At 62.1% G+C, this 20,065-nt stretch carries 24 protein-coding genes and 1 tRNA gene; 16 read left to right on the top strand and 9 right to left on the bottom strand.

From position 1 onward, the window contains the following. Positions 1-5 precede the first annotated feature (5 nt). From XH98_RS20350 to XH98_RS20325, 6 genes are all read left to right on the top strand, one after another. Positions 6-995 carry an ABC transporter substrate-binding protein gene (locus tag XH98_RS20350; RefSeq protein ID WP_271619688.1) on the top strand — a complete coding sequence of 330 codons (990 nt, stop codon included), beginning with the start codon at positions 6-8 and terminating at the stop codon, positions 993-995. 87 nt (positions 996-1,082) lie between these two features. Continuing rightward, positions 1,083-2,057, top strand: coding sequence for an ABC transporter substrate-binding protein (locus XH98_RS20345; RefSeq protein WP_271599303.1), 975 nt, complete (start codon positions 1,083-1,085; stop codon positions 2,055-2,057). Between the two features lie 7 nt (positions 2,058-2,064). Continuing rightward, positions 2,065-2,877, top strand: coding sequence for an ABC transporter ATP-binding protein (locus XH98_RS20340; protein WP_057745759.1), 813 nt, complete (start codon positions 2,065-2,067; stop codon positions 2,875-2,877). After that, on the top strand, positions 2,874-3,629 hold the full coding sequence (locus XH98_RS20335) for an ABC transporter permease (RefSeq protein WP_057745763.1): 756 nt from the start codon (positions 2,874-2,876) through the stop codon (positions 3,627-3,629). The genes XH98_RS20340 and XH98_RS20335 overlap by 4 nt, the downstream gene beginning before the upstream one ends. A gap of 762 nt (positions 3,630-4,391) precedes the next feature. Beyond that, positions 4,392-4,652 carry a hypothetical protein gene (locus tag XH98_RS20330; protein WP_057745766.1) on the top strand — a complete coding sequence of 87 codons (261 nt, stop codon included), beginning with the start codon at positions 4,392-4,394 and terminating at the stop codon, positions 4,650-4,652. A 1,197-nt stretch (positions 4,653-5,849) separates the two neighbouring features. Further along, positions 5,850-6,077: a hypothetical protein gene (locus tag XH98_RS20325; RefSeq protein WP_271619687.1), complete on the top strand. Its 228-nt coding sequence runs from the start codon at positions 5,850-5,852 to the stop codon at positions 6,075-6,077. Here the strand turns inward: XH98_RS20325 and XH98_RS20320 are convergent. Both XH98_RS20320 and XH98_RS20315 read right to left on the bottom strand, forming a co-directional pair. Continuing rightward, positions 6,050-6,274, bottom strand: coding sequence for a hypothetical protein (locus XH98_RS20320; protein ID WP_271619686.1), 225 nt, complete (start codon positions 6,272-6,274; stop codon positions 6,050-6,052). The two genes, XH98_RS20325 and XH98_RS20320, sit on opposite strands and share 28 nt — an antisense overlap. Before the next feature lie 137 nt (positions 6,275-6,411). Beyond that, positions 6,412-6,621, bottom strand: coding sequence for a hypothetical protein (locus XH98_RS20315; protein WP_271599298.1), 210 nt, complete (start codon positions 6,619-6,621; stop codon positions 6,412-6,414). 296 nt (positions 6,622-6,917) lie between these two features. On the opposite strand from XH98_RS20315, the gene XH98_RS20310 reads away from it, so the two are divergent. After that, the gene (locus XH98_RS20310) at positions 6,918-7,103 is read left to right on the top strand and encodes a hypothetical protein (protein WP_271619705.1); all 186 of its coding nucleotides are present in this window, start codon (positions 6,918-6,920) and stop codon (positions 7,101-7,103) included. Positions 7,104-7,271: 168 nt separating this feature from the next. Here XH98_RS20310 and XH98_RS20305 read toward each other — a convergent pair whose 3' ends face one another. Next, positions 7,272-7,748: a hypothetical protein gene (locus XH98_RS20305; protein WP_057745774.1), complete on the bottom strand. Its 477-nt coding sequence runs from the start codon at positions 7,746-7,748 to the stop codon at positions 7,272-7,274. Positions 7,749-8,014: 266 nt separating this feature from the next. Continuing rightward, entirely contained in the window at positions 8,015-8,209 is a 195-nt protein-coding gene (locus tag XH98_RS20300; protein WP_271619685.1) for a hypothetical protein, read from the bottom strand. 235 nt (positions 8,210-8,444) lie between these two features. On the opposite strand from XH98_RS20300, the gene XH98_RS20295 reads away from it, so the two are divergent. Next, a complete protein-coding gene (locus tag XH98_RS20295; protein WP_271599296.1) occupies positions 8,445-8,684 on the top strand; it encodes a hypothetical protein in 240 nt (79 codons plus the stop codon). A 122-nt stretch (positions 8,685-8,806) separates the two neighbouring features. On the opposite strand, the gene XH98_RS20290 is transcribed toward XH98_RS20295, so the two are convergent. After that, on the bottom strand, positions 8,807-9,088 hold the full coding sequence (locus XH98_RS20290) for a hypothetical protein (protein ID WP_271599295.1): 282 nt from the start codon (positions 9,086-9,088) through the stop codon (positions 8,807-8,809). Positions 9,089-9,447: 359 nt separating this feature from the next. Here XH98_RS20290 and XH98_RS20285 point away from each other — a divergent pair, with 359 nt between their 5' ends. From XH98_RS20285 to XH98_RS20270, 4 genes are all read left to right on the top strand, one after another. Next, entirely contained in the window at positions 9,448-9,606 is a 159-nt protein-coding gene (locus XH98_RS20285) for a hypothetical protein (RefSeq protein WP_167353972.1), read from the top strand. Positions 9,607-9,674: 68 nt separating this feature from the next. After that, positions 9,675-9,863 (top strand): hypothetical protein, encoded by a 189-nt coding sequence (locus tag XH98_RS20280; protein ID WP_057745930.1) that lies wholly within the window; start codon positions 9,675-9,677, stop codon positions 9,861-9,863. A gap of 437 nt (positions 9,864-10,300) precedes the next feature. Next, positions 10,301-10,531 (top strand): hypothetical protein, encoded by a 231-nt coding sequence (locus XH98_RS20275; RefSeq protein WP_220002524.1) that lies wholly within the window; start codon positions 10,301-10,303, stop codon positions 10,529-10,531. A gap of 56 nt (positions 10,532-10,587) precedes the next feature. Then, on the top strand, positions 10,588-10,773 hold the full coding sequence (locus XH98_RS20270) for a hypothetical protein (protein WP_157083481.1): 186 nt from the start codon (positions 10,588-10,590) through the stop codon (positions 10,771-10,773). A gap of 20 nt (positions 10,774-10,793) precedes the next feature. Here XH98_RS20270 and XH98_RS20265 read toward each other — a convergent pair. Both XH98_RS20265 and XH98_RS20260 read right to left on the bottom strand, forming a co-directional pair. Next, positions 10,794-10,867 (bottom strand) — tRNA-Gly (locus XH98_RS20265). Positions 10,868-11,195: 328 nt separating this feature from the next. Next, positions 11,196-13,625, bottom strand: coding sequence for an ATP-binding protein (locus tag XH98_RS20260; RefSeq protein ID WP_271619684.1), 2,430 nt, complete (start codon positions 13,623-13,625; stop codon positions 11,196-11,198). Positions 13,626-13,973: 348 nt separating this feature from the next. Between XH98_RS20260 and XH98_RS20255 the strand changes: the two genes are divergently transcribed. Beyond that, positions 13,974-14,687 (top strand): substrate-binding periplasmic protein, encoded by a 714-nt coding sequence (locus tag XH98_RS20255; RefSeq protein WP_271619683.1) that lies wholly within the window; start codon positions 13,974-13,976, stop codon positions 14,685-14,687. 22 nt (positions 14,688-14,709) lie between these two features. Here XH98_RS20255 and XH98_RS20250 read toward each other — a convergent pair whose 3' ends face one another. Continuing rightward, on the bottom strand, positions 14,710-14,895 hold the full coding sequence (locus tag XH98_RS20250; RefSeq protein WP_057745799.1) for a hypothetical protein: 186 nt from the start codon (positions 14,893-14,895) through the stop codon (positions 14,710-14,712). A gap of 205 nt (positions 14,896-15,100) precedes the next feature. Between XH98_RS20250 and XH98_RS20245 the strand changes: the two genes are divergently transcribed. From XH98_RS20245 to XH98_RS20235, 3 genes are all read left to right on the top strand, one after another. After that, positions 15,101-15,487 carry a YciI family protein gene (locus tag XH98_RS20245; protein WP_057745801.1) on the top strand — a complete coding sequence of 129 codons (387 nt, stop codon included), beginning with the start codon at positions 15,101-15,103 and terminating at the stop codon, positions 15,485-15,487. Between the two features lie 190 nt (positions 15,488-15,677). Beyond that, a complete protein-coding gene (locus XH98_RS20240; protein ID WP_271619682.1) occupies positions 15,678-17,735 on the top strand; it encodes an ATP-dependent helicase in 2,058 nt (685 codons plus the stop codon). 93 nt (positions 17,736-17,828) lie between these two features. Continuing rightward, a complete protein-coding gene (locus XH98_RS20235; RefSeq protein ID WP_271599291.1) occupies positions 17,829-18,860 on the top strand; it encodes an LLM class flavin-dependent oxidoreductase in 1,032 nt (343 codons plus the stop codon). Between the two features lie 32 nt (positions 18,861-18,892). Here XH98_RS20235 and XH98_RS20230 read toward each other — a convergent pair whose 3' ends face one another. Continuing rightward, positions 18,893-20,065: a hypothetical protein gene (locus tag XH98_RS20230; RefSeq protein ID WP_271619681.1), complete on the bottom strand. Its 1,173-nt coding sequence runs from the start codon at positions 20,063-20,065 to the stop codon at positions 18,893-18,895.

The raw sequence follows: 20,065 nt of genomic DNA, 5'->3' as shown, positions 1-20,065 counted from the left end.
CTTGCATGAAGCACGCATTGGCACTGGCCGCAGGTCTTTCGCTCGGCCTGACGCTTTCGAACGCACAAGCAGCCGAACCCGTCACCATCCAGCTCAAATGGGTCGCCCAGGCGCAGTTTGCCGGCTACTTCGTCGCCAGGGACAAGGGCTTCTACAAGGAAGCCGGCCTCGACGTCACCATCAAGCCGGGCGGCCCTGATGTGGCGCCCCCGCAGGTGATTGCCGGCGGCGGCGCCGACGTGACCGTCGACTGGATGCCGTCCGCGCTCGCCTCGCGCGAGAAGGGCGTCCCGCTCGTCAACATCTCGCAGACTTTCAAGAAGAGCGGCCTGGAGCTGACCTGCCGCGCCGACACCGGCATCAAGAAGCCGGCCGACCTCAAGGGCAAGACGCTCGGCGTCTGGTACGGCGGCAACGAATATCCGTTCCTGTCCTGGATGTCGAAGCTCGGCTTCAAGACCGACGGCTCGCCGGGCGGCGTCAAGGTGATCAAGCAGGGCTTCAACGTCGACCCGATCCTGCAGAAGCAGGCCGACTGCGTCTCGACCATGACCTACAACGAGTATTGGCAGGTGATCGACGGCGGCTACAAGCCGAGCCAGCTCGTCGTCTTCAAATACGAGGACGAAGGCGTCGCAACGCTGGAGGACGGCCTCTACGTGCTGGAGAAGAACCTGAAGGACCCCGCCTTCGTCGCCAAGATGGCGAAGTTCGTGAAGGCCTCGATGAAGGGCTGGGAATATGCCAAGGCGCATCCCGATGAGGCCGTGAAGATCATCCTCGCCGCCGACACGACCGGCGCCAAGACCGAGAAGGATCAGAAGCGGATGATGGGCGAGATCGCCAAGCTGCTTGGCGATGCCGACGGCAAGCTCGAGGTCAAGGACTATGACCGCACGGTGGCGACGCTGATGTCGGGCGGTTCCGATCCCGTCATCACCAAGAAGCCCGAAGGCGCCTACAGCTTCGCCGTCATCGAAGCGATGAAGAAGTGACCCAAGGGGAGGACGGCCGCACCGCGTCCCGTCCTCCCTTCATTTCGCGACCGCTCATTCAATCGAACCCTCCGGACGGACATCCCCATGAACTGGACGACGAAGACGCTCGCGGCACTGCTCCTGCTTGCGAGCATGGCCGGGCTCGCAGATCCCGCGCGAGCGCAGGACAAGGTTTCGGTCGGCGTCTTCCCGCTCAGCTCGTCCCTGCCCTATTTCGTCGCGCTCGAGCGCGGGTTCTTCAGGGAGCAAAACATCGAGCCGGAGATGACCAAGCTGATGGGCGGGCCGGCCAATGTCGCGGCGCTCATGACCAATCAGATCGAGGTGTCCGCCGTCCTCGTCACGATCGAGGGGCTGAACGCCAACGTCAAGAAGCCGGGCGTTGCGATGTACATCGCGCTCAACAGCCAGACCAAGACCTGGAAGATGGAGCAATTCGTCGTCCGCAACGGCTTTCCCGCGAACTCGATCGCCGACCTCAAGGGCGCCAAGCTGATGTCGGCGCCGGGACCTGCCAACCTGAACACCGCCAAGGCCATCCTTGCCAAGAACGGACTGAAGGACGGTGACTACACCATCGATCAGCTCGACATGGGCCAGCACGTCAATGCGATGACCTCGGGCAGCTTCGACGGCGGATACACGCTCGAGCCGAATGCATCCATGATGATCAAGGCCGGCGTCGCCCGCTCGCTCGAGGCCGGCGTGATCTCGAAATACATCCTGGGCAGCGAAAGCGCCAATGCCTACGCGGCCGGCTGCGCGGTGACCAGCGACTTCGTCCAGAAGCGGCCGGATGTCGCCAAGCGCTTCGCCGCGGCCTGGGCCAAGGCGATCGCGTTCATCAACGCCAATCCGGACGAGGCCCGCAAGCATCTCGCCAAGAACACCTTCACGCCCGATAACGTCGTCGACATGGTGCCGATGCTCGGTTACGTGATGGCATCGGACATGAGCAAGGAGCAGATCGCCGACCTGCAAACGCTGGCGGATTTCGGCGCGTCGATCGGCGTCATCCCCGAAAAGGTCGACGCCACCAAGTTCCTGCAGAAGTTTTGAGCCCCGCGTGAGCAGCGCCGTCCCGAGCCGGCCGACCGGCACCCACGACGAGTCGCACAGGACCGCGCCTCACGTCACCATCCGCGGACTTTGCAAGGGTTACACCGATGCCGTCATCTACGACAATTTCGATTTCGACATTCCTCGCGGCAAGCTGATTTCAGTGTTCGGGCCGAACGGATGCGGCAAGAGCACGCTGATCAACATGATCGCCGGCCTGGTGCCGATGGACGCGGGCGAAGTGCTGTTCGACGGCCGGCCGGTCAGCAAGGTCAAGTTCGGCTATGTCTTCCAGAACTATCGCGAAGCGCTGTTCCCCTGGCTGCGCGCCTTCGACAACATCGCCTACCCGCTCAAGCTGATGGGCATTGCCAAGCGCGAGCGCGACCGGCGCGTCGAGCGCCTGGTCGCGCATCTCGGCGTCAAGGTCGATCTGTCGCTCTATCCCTATCATTTGTCCGGCGGCCAGCAGCAGCTGGTCTCGATCATGCGCGCGCTGATCGTCGAGCCGGAAATCCTGTTCCTGGACGAGCCGTTCTCCGCGCTCGACTATGAAATGACGCTGTTCATGCGCGAGCAGCTGCAGCGCGTGTTCATGGAGACGGCGACGACCATGGTGCTGGTGTCGCACGACCTCGAGGAGGCCGTCTATCTGTCCGACCATGTTCTGCTGCTGTCGCGGCATCCGGCCCGTGTTGTCGAATTCGTTCCGTTCGACGCCCCCCGACCGCGAACCGATCGCACCATGTCCGACCCCGGCTTTGTCGCCACCAAGGCGCATTGCCTGAAACTATTCCAGCGCGAGGTGCATCGCGGATGAAACGCGCCAATGCCCTGCTGCCGCTCGTCGGCATCGCCATCCTGCTGGCGATCTGGTCGCTGGTCAGCTTCCTCAAGCTGGTCGATCCGGTGCTGTTGCCCTCGCCGCTTGCGACTTTCCGCACGCTCTGGGAGGGCATGCAGTCCGGCAAGCTCGGAGTCGACTTCGTCCGGACGGTGGTGCGGACCATCACCTCGACGGCGATTGCCGCCGTCATCGCCATCCCGCTCGGCATCGTGCTCGGCTCATCCGAAAAGGTCTACCGCTCGGTCGAATTCCTGATCGACTTCTTCCGTTCGACGCCGGCCTCGGCGATGTTCCCGCTGTTCCTGGTGCTGTTCGGCGTCGGCGACCGCACCAAGATCTCGGTGGCGGCGTTCGGCGCGGCCCTGGTGATCCTGTTCAACGTCGCCTATGGCGTCATGAATGCGCGCAAGACGCGGCTTCTGGCGGCCAAGGTGATGGGCGCGTCGCGTGCGCGCGTCCTGTTCGACGTCATGCTCAGGGAATCGCTGCCACAGACCTTCGTCGGATTGCGCAACGGCGTGTCGCTGGCGCTGGTCATCATCGTCGTCGCCGAGATGTTCATCGGCTCGACCGACGGCCTCGGCCAGCGGGTGTTCGAAGCCCAGCAGCTGTTCGACATGCCCGCGATGTATGCCGCCATCTTCGCCGCAGGCGCGCTGGGCTATTCGCTCAACCTGATCTTCCTCGTCATCGAGCGCCGCTTCGTCCACTGGGCCGGACGCTGATCGCCCGCGGAAAGCGATCGGAAAGACGCGTCGGAACGCGTCAAGCGGCCCAGCGGTCAGGGTGAAATCTGACCGCTCGCCAAGTCTCTCGCCAAGTCTGTTGCCGAGTCTCTGAAAAAGCTGGAGCGGGTGAAGGGAATCGAACCCTCGATTCAGCTTGGAAGGCTGTGGCTTATTCATTGGCGCGAGAGACTTAGCTGTAAAACCGCTGTTATCCGCATCAAGTCGCATCAATGGGTTAGCGGCGTGGTGTAAAACTTGCCGCTCTTTCGGCCCTAGCTCTGAGACAGGAAGCTTTCCGAGAAATTGGTGCTGCCCAGCGCCACCCTGCGCGGGTCACTTTCGCTTGTTCGACAGTCTAGTGTGAACTGCCTCACACATCGCCGGCATAGCCCTTGCTAAGTCAATGTTCGGAATTGCACTTCCCAACGTTTTTAGAGGGATTGCAAAAATGACTATGTCTAAGGTTGCTGTTGCAATTTTCGCTGCCTGTATCGCCCTCGGGCTTCTTCTGACGTTTGCATCAGATTTCGGCGCCGATTTGGCTCTCACGGCCATGACGTTTTTTGGATAATCGGTTAGAGACCCGCCGACGTGGCAGCCGGCGGGTCGCGTCGTAGCTTACCGCCTCAACCGCCGGCGATGGGTCATGAGCCGCTGCCGGTCGCGCGTGCGGTGAGACTCAGCGCCGGTGCTTCATGGTCTCGGGCGCTCGCAACAAGAAATCGACCACGGCTTCGATCGGGGGAAAGGAGAAGTGAAATGGCGAAAGACGTCCTTTTTGACGTGGTCCGCACGCTGATTGCCTTCTCAATGGTTCTAAGCAGCACCAGCGCTCAGGCGCAAAACTGCCGACAATATCCCCCCGGCCCCTTCCGCCTTCAGTGCGCCGAAGCAATCCATCCGCAGCTCGAAGCAAAGAGAGAAAGGTGCAAAGAGGAGGCCATGTCCATGGGCCTCAGCCGGAGCGCGCTGGATTCCGGCATGAAGGATTACGTGCATGCGTGCATGCAACGCCGATAGCCTCTCAAAACCCAACCAAGCTAGACAGGAATCCAGTCCGCCCACATGCCGTTGATAACCGTTAGGCGATGCGGCCCCCGCTGGAGCGCGGCCCGACGATGTTCGCGCGGATCGGGTTTATGCCATGCTGATGATCGTGGTGCTTCTGGTCATCTGGCAGATTCTCGCTCCGCTTTGAGACCGCCGCCGAATCCGGGAATTTCTTACGTCCCCGACTGATCTCTTCCCTGCGCCCAAGCCAATCGATGCTTCGGACCCCTGAATGTTTGCTGTCGCGAGAGGAGAGAATAATGCGCGTTTTGTCGGTAGCGTTCTTCGCAGTGGCTTCGCTAGCTCAGGCTCACGCACAAGATCAAGAGAAGGTCAAAAGGCCTGTGTCGGCCTGCAACTATATTACCGGCGTGGGGGATACGTACACAGTGCCCGCTGGTGAGGCGCTTTGCTGGCGCGTGCCGCCCCCATCATACAAAGAATACACACTGCTCCAGTGTGACGGGCTGTCGTTCCAGGAGCTTCGCCGGGTGAAGCGAGGCGATCCTCGCTGCAGCAAATTCGAGGAACGACAATAGATCTCGGCTCGATGCTGGCGGCAATCAGCGTCGCCAACAGACCCCTTCAAGGCAGAATAAACTACCCCGGCTGAGGCGGTTAAGAAAGAACTGCGCTCGTGCGTTTTAAAACTAGCGCCACAGCAGGGTAGTTGCGTTTGGATATGCCGTCCCAGCGCGAGCGGCCTCCGCCTCGTTCTATCCTTCGCCGCCGACTACTCGGCAGACAAGAGGCCACAGCGTGGCGGGCTATCCGCCACAGCCTAAGCAGGCCGTGGGGCTGTCCAGCCATCGCCGGGTGGCCTCGTCGGTCCAACCGGGGACGGCGAAGCCGGGGGTCGCCACGCCTTGACCGGGAGGGACGAGTTGACTGTGGGGAACGAACACTCGCGGGCGCGCGCGCAATGGTGGTGTTGAGCGATGCACCGTGGCAGCATTCCCCGCAACACTCAAATTAAGCAATAGGCCCAGGACCAAAACCGACCGCATCATCGCTGTTTCCAATCGAGCGTTCCGAGCCAGACATGTGGTTCGGACGTCAATCATCCCCAAGTGCTGGTGGTTTCACCATCGTTCAATTCAGTGGGATAACGCTGTGATGCCAGACTGTGCGACCGAGATCTCTGGCGACCAATCTGCAGAGGGACCAATGACCGTCTTCATATACGTCAACACCGCCAAGCAGGTCGGCGACAAGGATCACATCAAGGTTTTCGCTACTGTGAATGCCGCGGAAATGTGGTTCGAGCAGAACGATCCGGAAGGCGTCGCTTTCGAATACGACGTGATCGAAGAGATAGGCCCCCAACGTGAACCGGTGGGCCGAAGAGGCCGCCAACCGAGGCGGCCTTACTCGCGCGGATTAAGTTGCTTGTAGGCGATCTCGCTAATCGCGACTGCGTTGCTGACGCCGTTCGTGCCGATCTCAATCACCTTGCGCGCCACGATCTCGCAAACGGGATCGCTACGATCAATCAGGTTGAGGTTGCGTAGCGTGCTTTTGAACGCCAGTTCGATAACGTGGCGCTGCTCTGGCGTGACGTCAATATCTGAAAGGAAACGGTCTAAGGGCATGACCGCGCTCCCTGTTAGAGTAGAGCGGGAGCGCTATTGGTCTCTCAGTCACCGATAAAAGCCACGATCCGGGCGATGATGCAGGCGAACCTACGAGACCCAACATTTGTTGGCTTTGGCCGTCAACTGAGGCGGCCTTACTCTTGCGGCGGCTGTAATTCGCTGTGGATCAGGTTCTGAACATCGGCGCGTTCCATTGGATCTTCATCCGGAAACGGCTCCTGCGCCTTGCGGCCCAAGAATGTGTCCGGAGCGGGCTCGCTCAGAAGTTCGCGCGACTTCTGCGCGACCTGGCGCATATGCTCTGCCTGATCGGCGTCAATGGGAATGGGTCGAAAGACCGGCATGGCGGCGCTCCCTGTTATGCAGGCGGGAGCGCTCTCGGTCTCTCAGCCACCGACGCCTACGGGCAGAGCCTCGGCCAAGTGATGGTCGTAAACTACCACAGACCGCTTGGTTCAATATTGAACTTGGGAACCCTGCTGGGGCAAACATGACCCCAACGGCGGCACGAAAAAACGACGGCCGCGGTGTGCGCTTCTGAGCCTTGCCAGCCCGCCGCCGGGCTGGCAAGGCGGCCCCGGCCTTACCCCCTGCCCCTGCCAGCCGGGGCCGTCTCTCCGCAGTCAGTTGGAGTACGCGTATGCGTGCCTCGCCCTCGATCGTGCCGCTCGATAGACTGGACCGCGACATCTATCTGGTGCTTGAGGACTTCGGGGCCCGCGCCGGTCGCGCATGGCGCGAGCGGCTCGCGCTGCCTATGGGCACCTCGTTGCGCGGGGGACGCACATCTATCACTCGGACGGGACGCAACGAGGATCAGTTCTAGCCGACTGAGGAAGAAAAGACCTTCGCCACGTAACCTTGGAAACCTAATGCTCGCTGTCCGTAATCCGCCGGTCCGCGGCGAGCCGTCGTCGCGAGCCTGGGCGGGTTAGCCCTGCGGATTGCGCGAAGAGGAATCCGCGCGGCGTAACCCGCCCTACGCCTCTGCGCGCTATGCGCCTTCCGTCTCGGGCTCCAGCTCCGCAAGCTCCGGCCTCGGAGACTCGCCGACGGAGACTTCTGCCATTCTGCGCTTGACCTGTTCGCATGTCTTGCGAACGTCTTCGGTGAACAACGCGCATTCTTCGATGCGCTTGAAGATCTTCCGTCCTTCTTCACGATACCCGGCCGCCGTTTCGCGCATGAAGGCTATCGCATCATGGACCTGCGCCGTCAGCGCCTCGCATTTTTGTGCGGCGTCGATCAACTCGGTGCCCATAGCCTCGATCTCCTTTGCGGCGGACTCATAGTCGCGAATGACCGCCTCCGCGCTGAGCGCGCCAACGCGCGTCACCCCCGCGGTGTGCTCGACATAATCAGGCAGAGCGATGGAAGCGACAGAGCTTCCCGAGCGTATCGAACTAATGTCCGCCTCAAGTTGAACTAGATTGACACCTTCCCGTCTGTGCAATGGTTGAACACTCGCCATGATTGACCCTCCAAATAAGCACCCAGAACCCCAAACGGGATTCAGTGTATAACGGGGATAATCGGCTTTCTAATCCGATGTATCCTTGACGGCCTCAACTTTGCCGTTTTTCTCAGCGGGCAGCGCTGCACCCAGCGATAATGAATACCACAGGCGCTCACCTTCTGGTGGCGCTTCGCGAAGATGGCAGGTTTCGCAAGGATTCGGCGGATTGCCAATCAATAACGGGTACGGTGTTCAATGTTGAGCATGCTTTTGGACGCGATCTACGGCGAGGTCATTTCAGCCTCGGTTACCGGCATGAAGGCCCAGGGACCGACCAGCAGCGCACCTTCGAGCACCGCCGTCACGAGCGCTGCTTGGTTGCCGGAATTGATCGAGGCGCTGGATAACGTCGCTGCGCTTCCTCCTGCAAGGCGCGGTTGCGGCTTCCTAACGCACCAGTTCAAACTACGCTGCACTGAGTGGCTGCGAAGGGCCGCAGTGAGCTCCTTCGATCCGTCCTAGATGCGCTACTTTGCGCGCGACCTTTCGACGTCGTGCTGATGCCGCCCAGGACTCCCGCCGCCGCGCGCTCGTCAAGGGTTAGTTAGGACGATCTTCGCGTCTTGATGGGAAGCCGTTGGCCCGCATGTTGCCAGTTACGGCTCAGGGCCGCGCGGCGATCGTCAGTCCGTGCCAAACCGGAGCAGACAGATGGAGATGTCATCCCGTTTCGAGACTCACACCGACAAGACCGCTCTCAAAATGAAAGTGTTGGTTGCCGACCTTCAAAGGCGGATCGAACTGCTGGAAACCGACATCGCCCATGAAGAAGCGCGGACCCGGGTCCATGACGTCGCTGAGCCGACATACTCTATCCTTGCCCGAAACCTGCGGAATCGGCGGGACAACCTTCTGGCGACGATCGCAATCCTGAAGCGCCAGTTGGACTAAAGGGAGCGGCGAGCTGTCTGACGCCGAATTACATCCCACGACGCGCAGTACCTCGCGCGCGTTCCTGGCGCCTTAGGGTTCGATAATTCGGACACGTCGGCGCGGTTGACCGATTGCCATTCTCAGTTGTTGAGGAACCTTCCGAAGGTTCGGCCGCCGTCGGAGCAGGACAATTGTCGGTAAGGATAAGATCCCGACCTTGTGCAAGCGACGGTCACGTTGCCGGATGTAAAAGTGAATACCTTAATGTGCTGCTTGGGCGGCTTGGTCACAAAGCACTGAATCTGGCTGTTACTGACTTGCTTCAGCTGCGAATTGGCCTTCAGGTAGTTCAAAAATCCGGGACAATCGTTGGCGAAAGCGCTCGTCGGAAGGATGATGAAGATTGAAAGAATGAGCTTCATAACTCCTCCCGTGTAGATCGAGACCTCGGCTCCGCAGACCGAAAGGAGCACTGCAATCCCTCCAACGCTGGGATGCTGTGAAGCAGTTCACAAATGAGTGCACATATCCGCGAGCGTGAACCGGCGGGCCGCGCCCCATCAACGGCCGCTCAGTTCAGCCTCTACCGTTCCTTGTGCAGCCGGTTAGTTCAGCCCAGAGAACGGTGGGGGTGCCGGGGTGAGGCTCGCCAAGCGAAGCCGGCGGGTGAAGTAGTTTTGGCGCCAACCCTCAGACTTGTCCCTCGGCGCGCGTTGGAACGTTTCGGCTCGCGCCGAGTCCTAGAAGTGCAATCGGTCCGTTGTTGCTTGTGGATCGAACAATGGAAAAAGCTCTCGCCTACGTCATTTCGGCAGTCATCGTAGGCTTCGGCGTCTGGATTTTAGTTGTTGGCGTCGGCTCCAGTTCGCCTGCCCTGTGGACTGTCGTTGGCCTGGTCCCCATCGCGATTGGGCTGATAAGCGCTTTCGGTCCTTCCTGACAGGGCTCGGGCTACTTCGGGAGCGGAATGACAGCGAGATGCCGCGAGTTGTCTCCAGAAAGGCAACTATGGATCTGACTGAGGTCGAGCGCGCTTTCCTGAAGCAATTGTCCGCTGAGCCGTGGATCAGCACTCCGCTGTTCGATCATGAGATCGTCGCTCGACTGGTGGAGCTTGGTCTCGTCGAGGCCAACCCGCTAGCTTCAGGTGAAGTCGAGTACAGCATTACTGCCGCGGGCCGGGCCTCCTTATCCTAGACCTAACGGACGCGCCGCCTCATTGCGCTGGGGAAATCCCGCGATTAGGTCAGCTTGTCTGTGTTGTTCGAATCGATCCGCCGTGCTCGCTCCCAGTAGCTCAAATTTGCGGGCCTCACGCGCGTGAGCCAGTTCGTCTCGATGCTTCTGCTTGCCGTCGCCCTGACCCTGACTTTGTGCTTCGGGGTGGCAGCCTGGCGCCTGTCGGCTAGCAGAGACGCTGACATTACCTCCACGATTCCGCATCAGGAATACGGCTGGCACGCCGCACCGAGGAACTGAACGCCCTAACGCTCGACCCTTGGTTGAGAGGAGCGAGACTACGGCAATTTCTTTGCCGTAACTCTGCGACTCGTCTGCGGGACCATTAGGGTTGATGCCGCCGACCTAATGACGTTAGGCTGCCCGAGCAAGCACAAAATATAAGGGAGGGCGCGATGTCCATCGACGACCGCCACCGTGACAAGAACGGTGAGATCAGCAAGAAGCACGGCAACACCCTCATTCGCACACTGCGCAAGATTTACGGCAACACCTTTGCCGCCGGCCACCCGGAGACAGCAAAGTTGGCTGAAGTGCTCCATCATCTCAATGAGACATCGCTAAGCCAGCTGGTTCACGACCAAAAAAACGGGCACCTCGAAAAGAAAATCAGAAAAGTAGAATAGCTCGCCTCCGCTCGGCTTTCGATGTCTCCGATCTTCAGGGGATGGTCATCCGAATCATGCGTGGCCTGCTTGATGTCGCCGGCATCCCAATTCGATCGATCGCCGAGATCATGGCTTGGGACGAAGAGAGCGTTGAAAAAATCATTCGGCGGTACGTCAACCGCACGGCCTTGACCAAGGCGCTGATTGAGCAAATGAACGAGGCCGGAACAAAAACTGTAAAACCGGCTGTAAAACTCTAGGCCATAATCCGGCTAAGCGTTGGAGCGGGTGAAGGGAATCGAACCCTCGTATTCAGCTTGGAAGGCTGCTGCTCTACCATTGAGCTACACCCGCGTAAGTCGCTCCCTAACACGGCCGGGCGGCGGTCTCAACTGCCCCGGGATCGCTTTCGGCGGCTTTCCGCCCTTGCGCACGGGGGCCGGTTCCGCAACCGCGGCCGCCCCTTAACAGGTACGGTCGTCCAGCCTATATTGAGGGCTCCCGCAATCAACGAAAGGAGGTGATCCAGTGTCTTTTACCGAGCGCTGTCACCTCGCTGGGATCGCCCGCTAAGTTCTAGGTTGGGCTTGGCATCGGGGCGCTCTCAGCCCTGGACCAGCGAGCAAGAATCGGGCGCGACGGGGATCTCCCCGCCGCGCCTTTTCTTGGGTCAGGTCTTGGCTCAGGCCATTTTCGCGGATGCCGCGCCCTTCTCAGAGCGCTCGCCCCCGAGCACCTCCCGGATCTTCCGCGACAGGTCGGCCTTTCGATACGGCTTGCGCAGCAGCGCCACGCCGGCATCGAGCTGCCCCCCGTGGACGATCGCGTTGTCGGTATAGCCGGAGGTGTAGAGCACCCGCACGTTCGGGCGGCGGAGCTGGATGGCATCTGCCAATTCCCGCCCGTTCATGCCGCCGGGCATGATGATGTCCGTAAACAGAAGATCGAAGCTCGCGCCGCGGTCGATCAACGCCAGCGCGGTTGCGCCATCGTTGGCCGTCAGCGTGCGATAGCCGAGGCTGCCGAGCTGGGCGATGACGTAGCCTTGCACCAGCGGATCATCCTCGACCACGAGAATGGTCTCGTGTCCACGCGTCGGCGCCGGCATCGGCGCCGGCCCCGTCCTCGCCGTTGCATCGCCCGCCGATCGCGGCAGGAACAGCCTGATCACCGTGCCGCGCCCCTCCTCGCTCTCGATCGTGACGGTGCCACCGGTCTGCTTGGCGAAGCCGTAGACCATGCTCAGCCCAAGTCCGGTGCCGCGACCGACGCCCTTGGTGGTGAAGAACGGCTCGAACACGCGCTCGCGAATCTCGGCAGGAATGCCGTGCCCGGTGTCGGCCACCGCGATCATGACGTAAGCGCCGGCTTCACCGTCATCATTGTCGGTGCCGTTGAATTCCCGGTTTGCGGTCTCGAGCGTGAGCCTGCCGCCATCCGGCATCGCATCGCGCGCGTTGACGGCGAGATTGACGATCGCCGACGAAAGCTGCGACGGATCGGCCATGGCCGGCCACGCATCGTCGTCGAGACGCATCACGATCTCGACATGCTCGCCGAGGGTCGGCCGCAGCAGCTTCGCCGTCTCGGCGACGAGAGCGTTGATATCGATCTCTCGCGGCTCCAGCGGCTGGCGCCGCGCGAAGGTCAGGAGCTGCGAGGTGATCTCGGCACCGCGCGCGGCCGCGTCGTCGATGAGCTGGGCGACCGCAGCGAGCTCGGGCTTGTCCGCCAGCCCTTCCTGGATGATCTCGATGGTCCCGGTGATGACCGTCAGCACGTTGTTGAAGTCGTGCGCGACGCCGCCCGTCAGCTGACCGATCGCATCCATCTTCTGGGACTGGCGAAGCCGCTCCTCGGCCTCGCGCTGTGCGGTGAGATCGGTGGCCGAGCCGCGATAGCCCATGAAACGTCCGTCGTCGCCAAACACAGGCTGGCCGTTGACGCTGAAATAGTGCGGACGCCCGGCCGCATCGCGGCCGCGATATTCGAATTTCCGGAACGGCTCGTGACGATCCAGCGTCGCCATGTGGTCGCGCCATTTCTGCACGTCGGCGCTCTGCTCGAAGGCGGCATCCGGACGTCGCTTGCCGATCACGGCCTGGCGATCCATTCCGAAAGCACCGGCCCGGTCCGAGATGTAGGTGAAGACGTGATCCGGTCCGGTTTCCCAGAACCAGTCGGAGGCGGTCTCGGCATAGTCGCGAAAGCGCTGCTCGCTCGCGCGCGCATCCTCTTCGGCGCGCTGGCGGATCTTCAGGTCACGATCGAGATTCGCATTGGCCTCGCGCAGCTCGTCATAGGCATGCCCGAGGTTGCTGCACATGGCATTGAATGCGTCGACCACCTTGTCCAGCTCGTCGGGGTCGGAAGGCGGCCGGCGCTCCAGATGCAACGGCGGAGGCGGCCGCGCCAGATTGTATTTGCTGACGAACTCGGCGATGGCGACCAGGTGCCGCGTCACCAGAATGTGGAACATATAGATGATGAACAGCGAGACGAGGAACGTCTTTGCCGCCTGACTTGCCAGGATGACGAGGGCCCGGTTCAGCAATTGCTGATAGACGTCACTGAGCGTCGCCTCGACATGGAGCACGCCGATCGGGCGCGCGGTCCCTTGAACCATGTAAGTCAGAGGATAGTCGCGCGTGACGACCGAACGGCGACCTCGTTCGCCGACGGCGACACTGATAGGATTGGGCCGATCGGCGATCTCGCGGACCTCGGCGGCGCGCAGACCAGGCAGCCGCAGGATTCCTTCGAGCTGAAGCTTGAGCTGGTTCTGGTCGAGACTCCACAGACTCTCACCGAGGCTGCCGGTGGTGCTGCGACCGATCTCCCCGAGCCTTGTCTCGATCATGCCGACTTCGCGATCGTAGTCCAGATAGAGCTGGAGCGCAGTCAGGGTCAGCGTCACGAGCGATGAGAACAGCAGCACGGCCGCAAGCAGGCGTGGCCCGATACCGCTGCGCGACCAGTTGAATGCCCGCGACGACAAGGTCGCGAGCATTGGGGACGCGAACGCAGCTCCGATGCCGCTCAAATCCTGCTTCGCCGCCGCCGGCGCGACAGCGCGGCTGCGATCCGGACTCTCTTTACCTGCGTTGCCCATGCACCCCGTCCCGGAAAATGGCGACACTCCTCTTCGGCCTGCCGATCGCAGCCGCACGCGATTTTACGATTTTGATCTCCCTCAGCACGCGGTGCCTCAGCACGCGGTGCGCGCAGCAATCCTGTCGGCCCTTGGGCGATCTGAGGTCGGCGGGGTCATATCTTGCGCCCAGCAGCAGGATGCCAGCGCAAACTACCACTTCGCGTGCTAGAATGTCATCGGTGATATCCCGGATTCGCGCCCATGGCGGGCGAGCGGTGAGCGTTATGCCTTCGCGCAACCGCCATCTCCGGTAGATCACGCTCGTATCAGAACTCAAGGGTAGCAAGAAACGGCCGAGAGGCACTCATGTGGCGGATCATCTTCGTCTGCCTGTCGCTGTTTGCAGCCGGCTCGGCCCAGGCGCAGTCGGTGATCCGGCTGGCCCGGATCGCCGACATCCCGGATCAATATGTCGGCGGCGAAATGCTTCGCTCCGTCTACGCCAAGCTGAACATCAAGCTCGAATTCGTCGACGTCCCCGGCAAGCGGGCGCTCGCGCTGTCGAGCGCCGGCGAGGTCGACGGCGAAATCCAGCGCATCGGAACGCTGTCGCGCGACTATCCGACGCTGCTGCAGGTGACGCCCGCGATCAACTACATCGAGCCGTCCGTGTTCACGACCAAACTCCATTTCGTCGTGGACGGTTGGAATTCGATCCGGGACTACCGCATCGGCATCGTCCGCGGCGTCGGCTCGTCGGAAGCCGGCACGCGCGGCATGGACCGTGTCACGGCAACAGCTGGCCTCGAGAACATGATCACGATGCTCGATGCCGATCGTTTCGACGTGGTGGTCACCGACCTCTTCAGCGGGCTGGCCGCGGTCCGCAAGCTCAACCTGCAAGCAAGAATCTATCCGCTCTCGCCGCCGCTCGAGCGTGTCCGCATCTTCCATTACCTGCACGAACGCCACCGCGACCTCGTGCCGAAGGTTGGACAGGTGATTGCGCAGATGGAGGCGAGCGGCGAGTTGGCGGCGCTGCGCGAAGCCCTCGTCAAGCAGGTGCTGAGCGCTCCCTGACAATGCCGGCTGAAAGCGCGATTCAGAAGCCGAAGATGGCGAGCACGGACGGGCGTTTGCCGCGGCGGCTCTCGACGATGCGCTCGCCGCCATTCTCGACCGAGCTTCCGTAATAGCGGTGATGGCCTGCCTGGTCGTGCAGATCAGCCGGCTCCGACTTCCCCGCCCGCCGCGCGTCGCAGATGATCTTGATGGTCTGACCCGACATTGCCGCCTCCGATAGCCCTTCGATTGCTCTTGGTGGCCATCAGTCGCCCCGCCTTTGGCCGGCGTTCACGCCACCGGCCGGCAATCGGGTTTCAGAATGGTTTCGTCAGCATCGCCGCGACGCAATATTGGCGCACCGCTATTGCCGGCATCGGCGGCGGTGCTACATCCTTCCGGCGGCGCCCCCAAGAACGAGCGAGGTAACAATGCTTTACGCGATCCTGGCCTATCACGTGGAAGATGAGATGTTGTCCTGGACGCCGCAGCAGGACGCCGCCGTCGTGGCCAAGGTCATCGAGGTTCAGGCGCCCTTGCGGGCCAGCGGACATCTCGGGCCGGCCGCTCGTCTCGATGACACCAAAAAGGCCCGCACCTTGCGCGGCCCCGGTGCCGGCATCGTGCTGGACGGCCCGTTTGCCGAGACCAAGGAGCAGCTTCTGGGCTTCCACCTCGTCAACTACGACACGGATGAAGAGGCGATCGCGGCTGCACGGAAGCTGCGTGAGGTCAATCCGAGTGCGGTTTACGAGATCCGGCCTGTCAAGCTTTACGTGCCGGCCGATGGGTTCGGCGCGACAGCAACTGGGGGATGATGGACAGGAGCGCCGTCACGACTTGCCGGCCGTCGGCGTATCCATGCGGGGCCGGGATTCGGCCATGTCTGCAATCCCTCGGATTGGAACTTGAGCTGCCCTCTCCCCTAAATCCTCACGACACTCACGTCCAGCCGCATTGCGATTCGCGCGGGGATCGTTGATTCTGACCGCTTCATCGGGGCGATTCGTGACGTCATATCTGGACACGCTCAATGCGGAGCAGCGCCGCGCCGTGGAGCATGGCGTGGCCGACGGCACGACCGTGGGCGCGCCGCTGCTCGTCATTGCCGGCGCCGGTTCCGGCAAGACCAATACGCTCGCCCACCGCGTCGCGCATCTGATCGTCGCCGGCGCCGATCCGCGCCGCATCCTGCTGATGACGTTCTCCCGCCGCGCCGCCGCCGAGATGGCCGGCCGCGTCGAGCGCATCGCGCGCAAGGTTCTGGGTGAGAACAATGCCGCGATCATGCGCGATGCGCTGACCTGGGCCGGCACCTTCCACGGCATCGGCGCGCGTCTCCTGCGCGAATATGCCGAGCGCATCGGCGTCGATCCCGCCTTCACCATCCACGACCGCGAGGATTCCGCCGACCTGATGAACCTGGTCCGGCACGAGCGGGGGCTGTCGAAGACCGAGAGCCGCTTTCCGGCCAAGGGCACCTGCCTGTCGATCTACTCGCGCTGCGTCAATGCCGAGATGGAGATCGAGAAGGTGCTCGGTCAGCACTATCCCTGGTGCACGGGCTGGGCCGCCGAGCTGAAGGGGCTGTTTGCGGCTTACGTCGAGGCCAAGCAGGCCCAGCACGTGCTCGATTACGACGACCTCCTGCTCTACTGGTCGCAGATGATGAGCGATGCGCTCATTGCGGAAGAGATCGGCGGCCGCTTCGATCATGTGCTGGTCGACGAATATCAGGACACCAATCGCCTGCAGTCCTCGATCCTTTTGGCCCTGAAGCCTGATGGACGCGGGCTCACCGTCGTCGGCGACGATGCGCAGTCGATCTATTCATTCCGCGCCGCCACCGTGCGCAATATCCTGGATTTTCCGCAGAGCTTCTCGCCGCGCGCCGAGACGATCACGCTCGACCGCAATTACCGCTCGACGCAAGCGGTGCTGGCGGCGGCCAACGGCGTCATTGGCCTCGCCCGCGAGCGCTTCACCAAGAACCTCTGGACCGATCGCACCTCCACACGGAAGCCGCAGCTCGTCACCGTGCATGACGAGGCCGACCAGGCGCGCTACATCGTCGAGCAGGTGCTGGCGAACCGCGAGCAAGGCGCGCTGCTCAAGCACCAGGCGGTGCTGTTCCGCACCTCCTCCCATTCGGGTCCGCTGGAGATCGAGCTGACCCGCCGCAACATTCCGTTTGTGAAGTTCGGCGGGCTGAAATTCCTCGACGCCGCGCATGTCAAGGACGTGCTGGCCTTGCTGCGCTTTGCCGAGAACCCGCGCGATCGCGTCGCGGGTTTCCGCATCCTGCATCTATTGCCTGGAATCGGCCCCGCTACCGCGCAGCGCGTGCTCGACCAGATGGCAGAGAGTATGGACCCGCTGCACGCGCTCGCCCATCTCCCGGTGCCGGCGCGCACCGGCGATGACTGGACCAGCTTCGTCCGCACGGTCGAGAATTTGCGCTACTCGGAATGGCCTGTGGATCTCGAGCGCGTGCGTCTCTGGTACGAGCCGCATCTCGATCGCATCCATGAGGATTCCGAGACGCGCCGCGCCGATCTGATGCAGCTCGAGCAGATCGCGAGCGGCTATTCCTCGCGCGAGAAGTTTCTGACCGAGCTCACGCTCGATCCGCCGGATGCGACCAGCGACAAATCCGGGCCGCCCCTGCGCGATGAGGATTATCTGATCCTCTCCACGATCCACTCGGCGAAGGGCCAGGAGTGGAAGTCCGTGTTCGTGCTCAACGTCGTCGACGGCTGCATGCCCTCCGATCTCGGCGCCGGCACCTCGGCCGAGCTGGAGGAGGAGCGCCGCCTGCTCTATGTCGCGATGACGCGCGCCAAGGACGATCTGCATCTCGTGGTGCCGCAGCGCTTCTTCGTGCACGGCCAGGCCGCCAAGGGCGACCGCCACGTCTATGCCTCGCGCACCCGCTTCATCCCGGAGCAGCTGGTCTATCTGTTCGAGCGCGCCGCCTGGCCGAAGGCCGCCGCGGCCGGCCCGCGCGCTGCACCGCAAGGACCGAAGATCGACATCGGCGCACGGATGCGGGGCATGTGGCGGTAGGCCGACCAAACGGAAACCGAGCATTTCCGAAAGCGCGCTTGTGGTACGACGCCCAACGCTTAAGTGTGCGGCATTCCCCCAGAGACCTGATCGATGACCACACCGCTCAAATTCGGACTGGATACCTTTGGCGACGTCACCAAGGATGCCTCCGGCGCAATGCTTCCCCACGCGCAGGTGATCCGCAATGTCGTCGACGAGGCGGTGCTGGCCGACGAGCTCGGCCTCGACTTCATCGGGCTCGGCGAGCACCACCGGTCTGACTTTGCGATCTCATCGCCCGAGACCGTGCTGGCCGCGATCGCCTCGCGCACCAGGCGCATTCATCTCGGCTCGGCGGTGACGGTGCTGAGCTCGGACGATCCCATCCGCGTGTTCCAGCGCTTTGCGACGCTCGATGCACTTTCGAGCGGACGCGCCGAGGTCATCCTGGGTCGCGGCTCGTTCACCGAATCCTTCCCACTGTTCGGCTTCGACCTGCGCGAATACGAAGAGCTGTTCGAGGAGAAGCTCGATCTGTTCGCAGCCCTGCTGTCGCAGCAGCCGGTGACATGGCAGGGCAAGCTGCGCCCGCCATTGAAGGACCAACTGGTCTATCCGCCGGTCGAGAACGGCCAGCTTAAAACCTGGATCGGCGTCGGCGGCAGTCCGAAATCGGTGGTGCGCGCCGCGCATTACGATCTGCCCCTGATGCTCGCCATCATCGGCGGCGATCCCGAGCGCTTCGTGCCCTATGTCGATCTCTACCACCGTGCCTTCAAGGAATTCGGCCGCCCGGCGCAACCGATCGGCGTGCATTCGCCCGGCTATGTCGCCGAAACCGACGAGCAGGCGCGTGAGGAGCTCTGGTCCGACTACAAGGCCATGCGCGACCGCATCGGCCGCGAGCGCGGCTGGCCGCCGATGGGCCGCGACGAGTTCGTCAGCGAAGCCGAGCACGGCTCGCTCTATGTCGGCTCGCCCGAAACCGTGGCGCGCAAGATCGCCAAGACGGCCAAGACACTCCGCCTCGCGCGGTTTCAGCTGAAATATTCAGCGGGACCGCTGCCGCACGAGAAGCTGATGAAGAGCATCGAGCTCTACGGGCGGAAGGTGGTGCCGATGGTCAGGGAGATGATGGGGTAGTCTTTTGCGATAGGTCAGCCCGAACCAATGTGTCACGCGAACTCGCCCATATCGATGACCGTGAGATAGGTATCGATGCTGGTCTTCGCCGCGGCGGCCAGCGAGTCGAATTGGCCCACAACTGTCTGTTCGGTGGAAATGGGACCACTGAGCGCAACGGTCTGTGCGATGGTCGTTCCCGCCGCGGGACGCGTTGGCTTCAACGAGGCGGTAGCCCCTCCGAACACGTCGCTCCACCAACCAGAATCGGCTGGAGCCGACACCTCGGGGCCGACCTCGAACAGTTGCTCCTTTGCTGCGGCGATCGCAGCGCTCTTGACGGGGTTGCTCAATTCGATCCAGGCTTTCAAGCTCGGATCCATGCTTCGGCTGGCGCCTTCGGTGATGTGAGTGACGACCGCACCATTGCCAAGGCCCATGCTGTAAGCCAGATTCGTGATCGCCCCCGCGATCGCCCGCGAATCGCCCTGTGGCAGAGCAGACGCGAACGCATCATAAAGCTTTGCGACATCAAGAACGATCTCGACTGCCAGCGCTGCTCCGCCTGTGCTGAACTGTTGGGTGAGAGTGTTGGTCACGACAAACGGTGGCGAAGATCCGTTCCTGAGATTGCCGACAATTTCTTCCGCGGCAGCCGCGTTGCAAGACACGAGAAAGGTGGTGCGCGCGTGCATTTCGATACTTCCGATCTGGCTGGGTTGAACAGTCAAGAAGACCGGCCCGGGCGCAGGCCGCGGGACCGTGCATGAGACGGTGTTGTGTAAAATGGGGACCATGCGCAGCTCCGGAGCGGGATCGGCGCTCTCATGGTTGAATAGCGCAGCAATCCTGTCGGGCGGCGGCACGTGACGATGCGCCATGAGTTCTGCCAGAATCGAATCGAGCATCGCCTCACCGAGCGCGAAAGTGGTGCTGAAAGTGCATGATCCACCAACGAATTCGACCTGGGGAGCACCGGCACCGCCGCCGCGCTTGACCATGGCTCTCATGGAGAAGTCAGGACGACCCGAGCTCGGTCGAGTGGCCAGGAAGACCCTTGCAGGCTGAAAATAGAATATGGCGGCAAGGCCCGCGTCCCTCAGCTGAACATTGTTGGCGTCTGGATAGATCGGAACATCGAGTCTGGTTCCACTGCCATCGTCGAGGCTGATCGCAACGAAGTCGGGACCGAAAATTGGGCCAGCCGGAAGAACGTCGTCCGCCAT

It is taken from the genome of Bradyrhizobium sp. CCBAU 51745 (genome assembly GCF_028128715.1).
GTDB classification, from domain to species: Bacteria; Pseudomonadota; Alphaproteobacteria; order Rhizobiales; family Xanthobacteraceae; genus Bradyrhizobium; species Bradyrhizobium manausense.
This window is presented reverse-complemented; position numbering and strand designations above follow the sequence as displayed.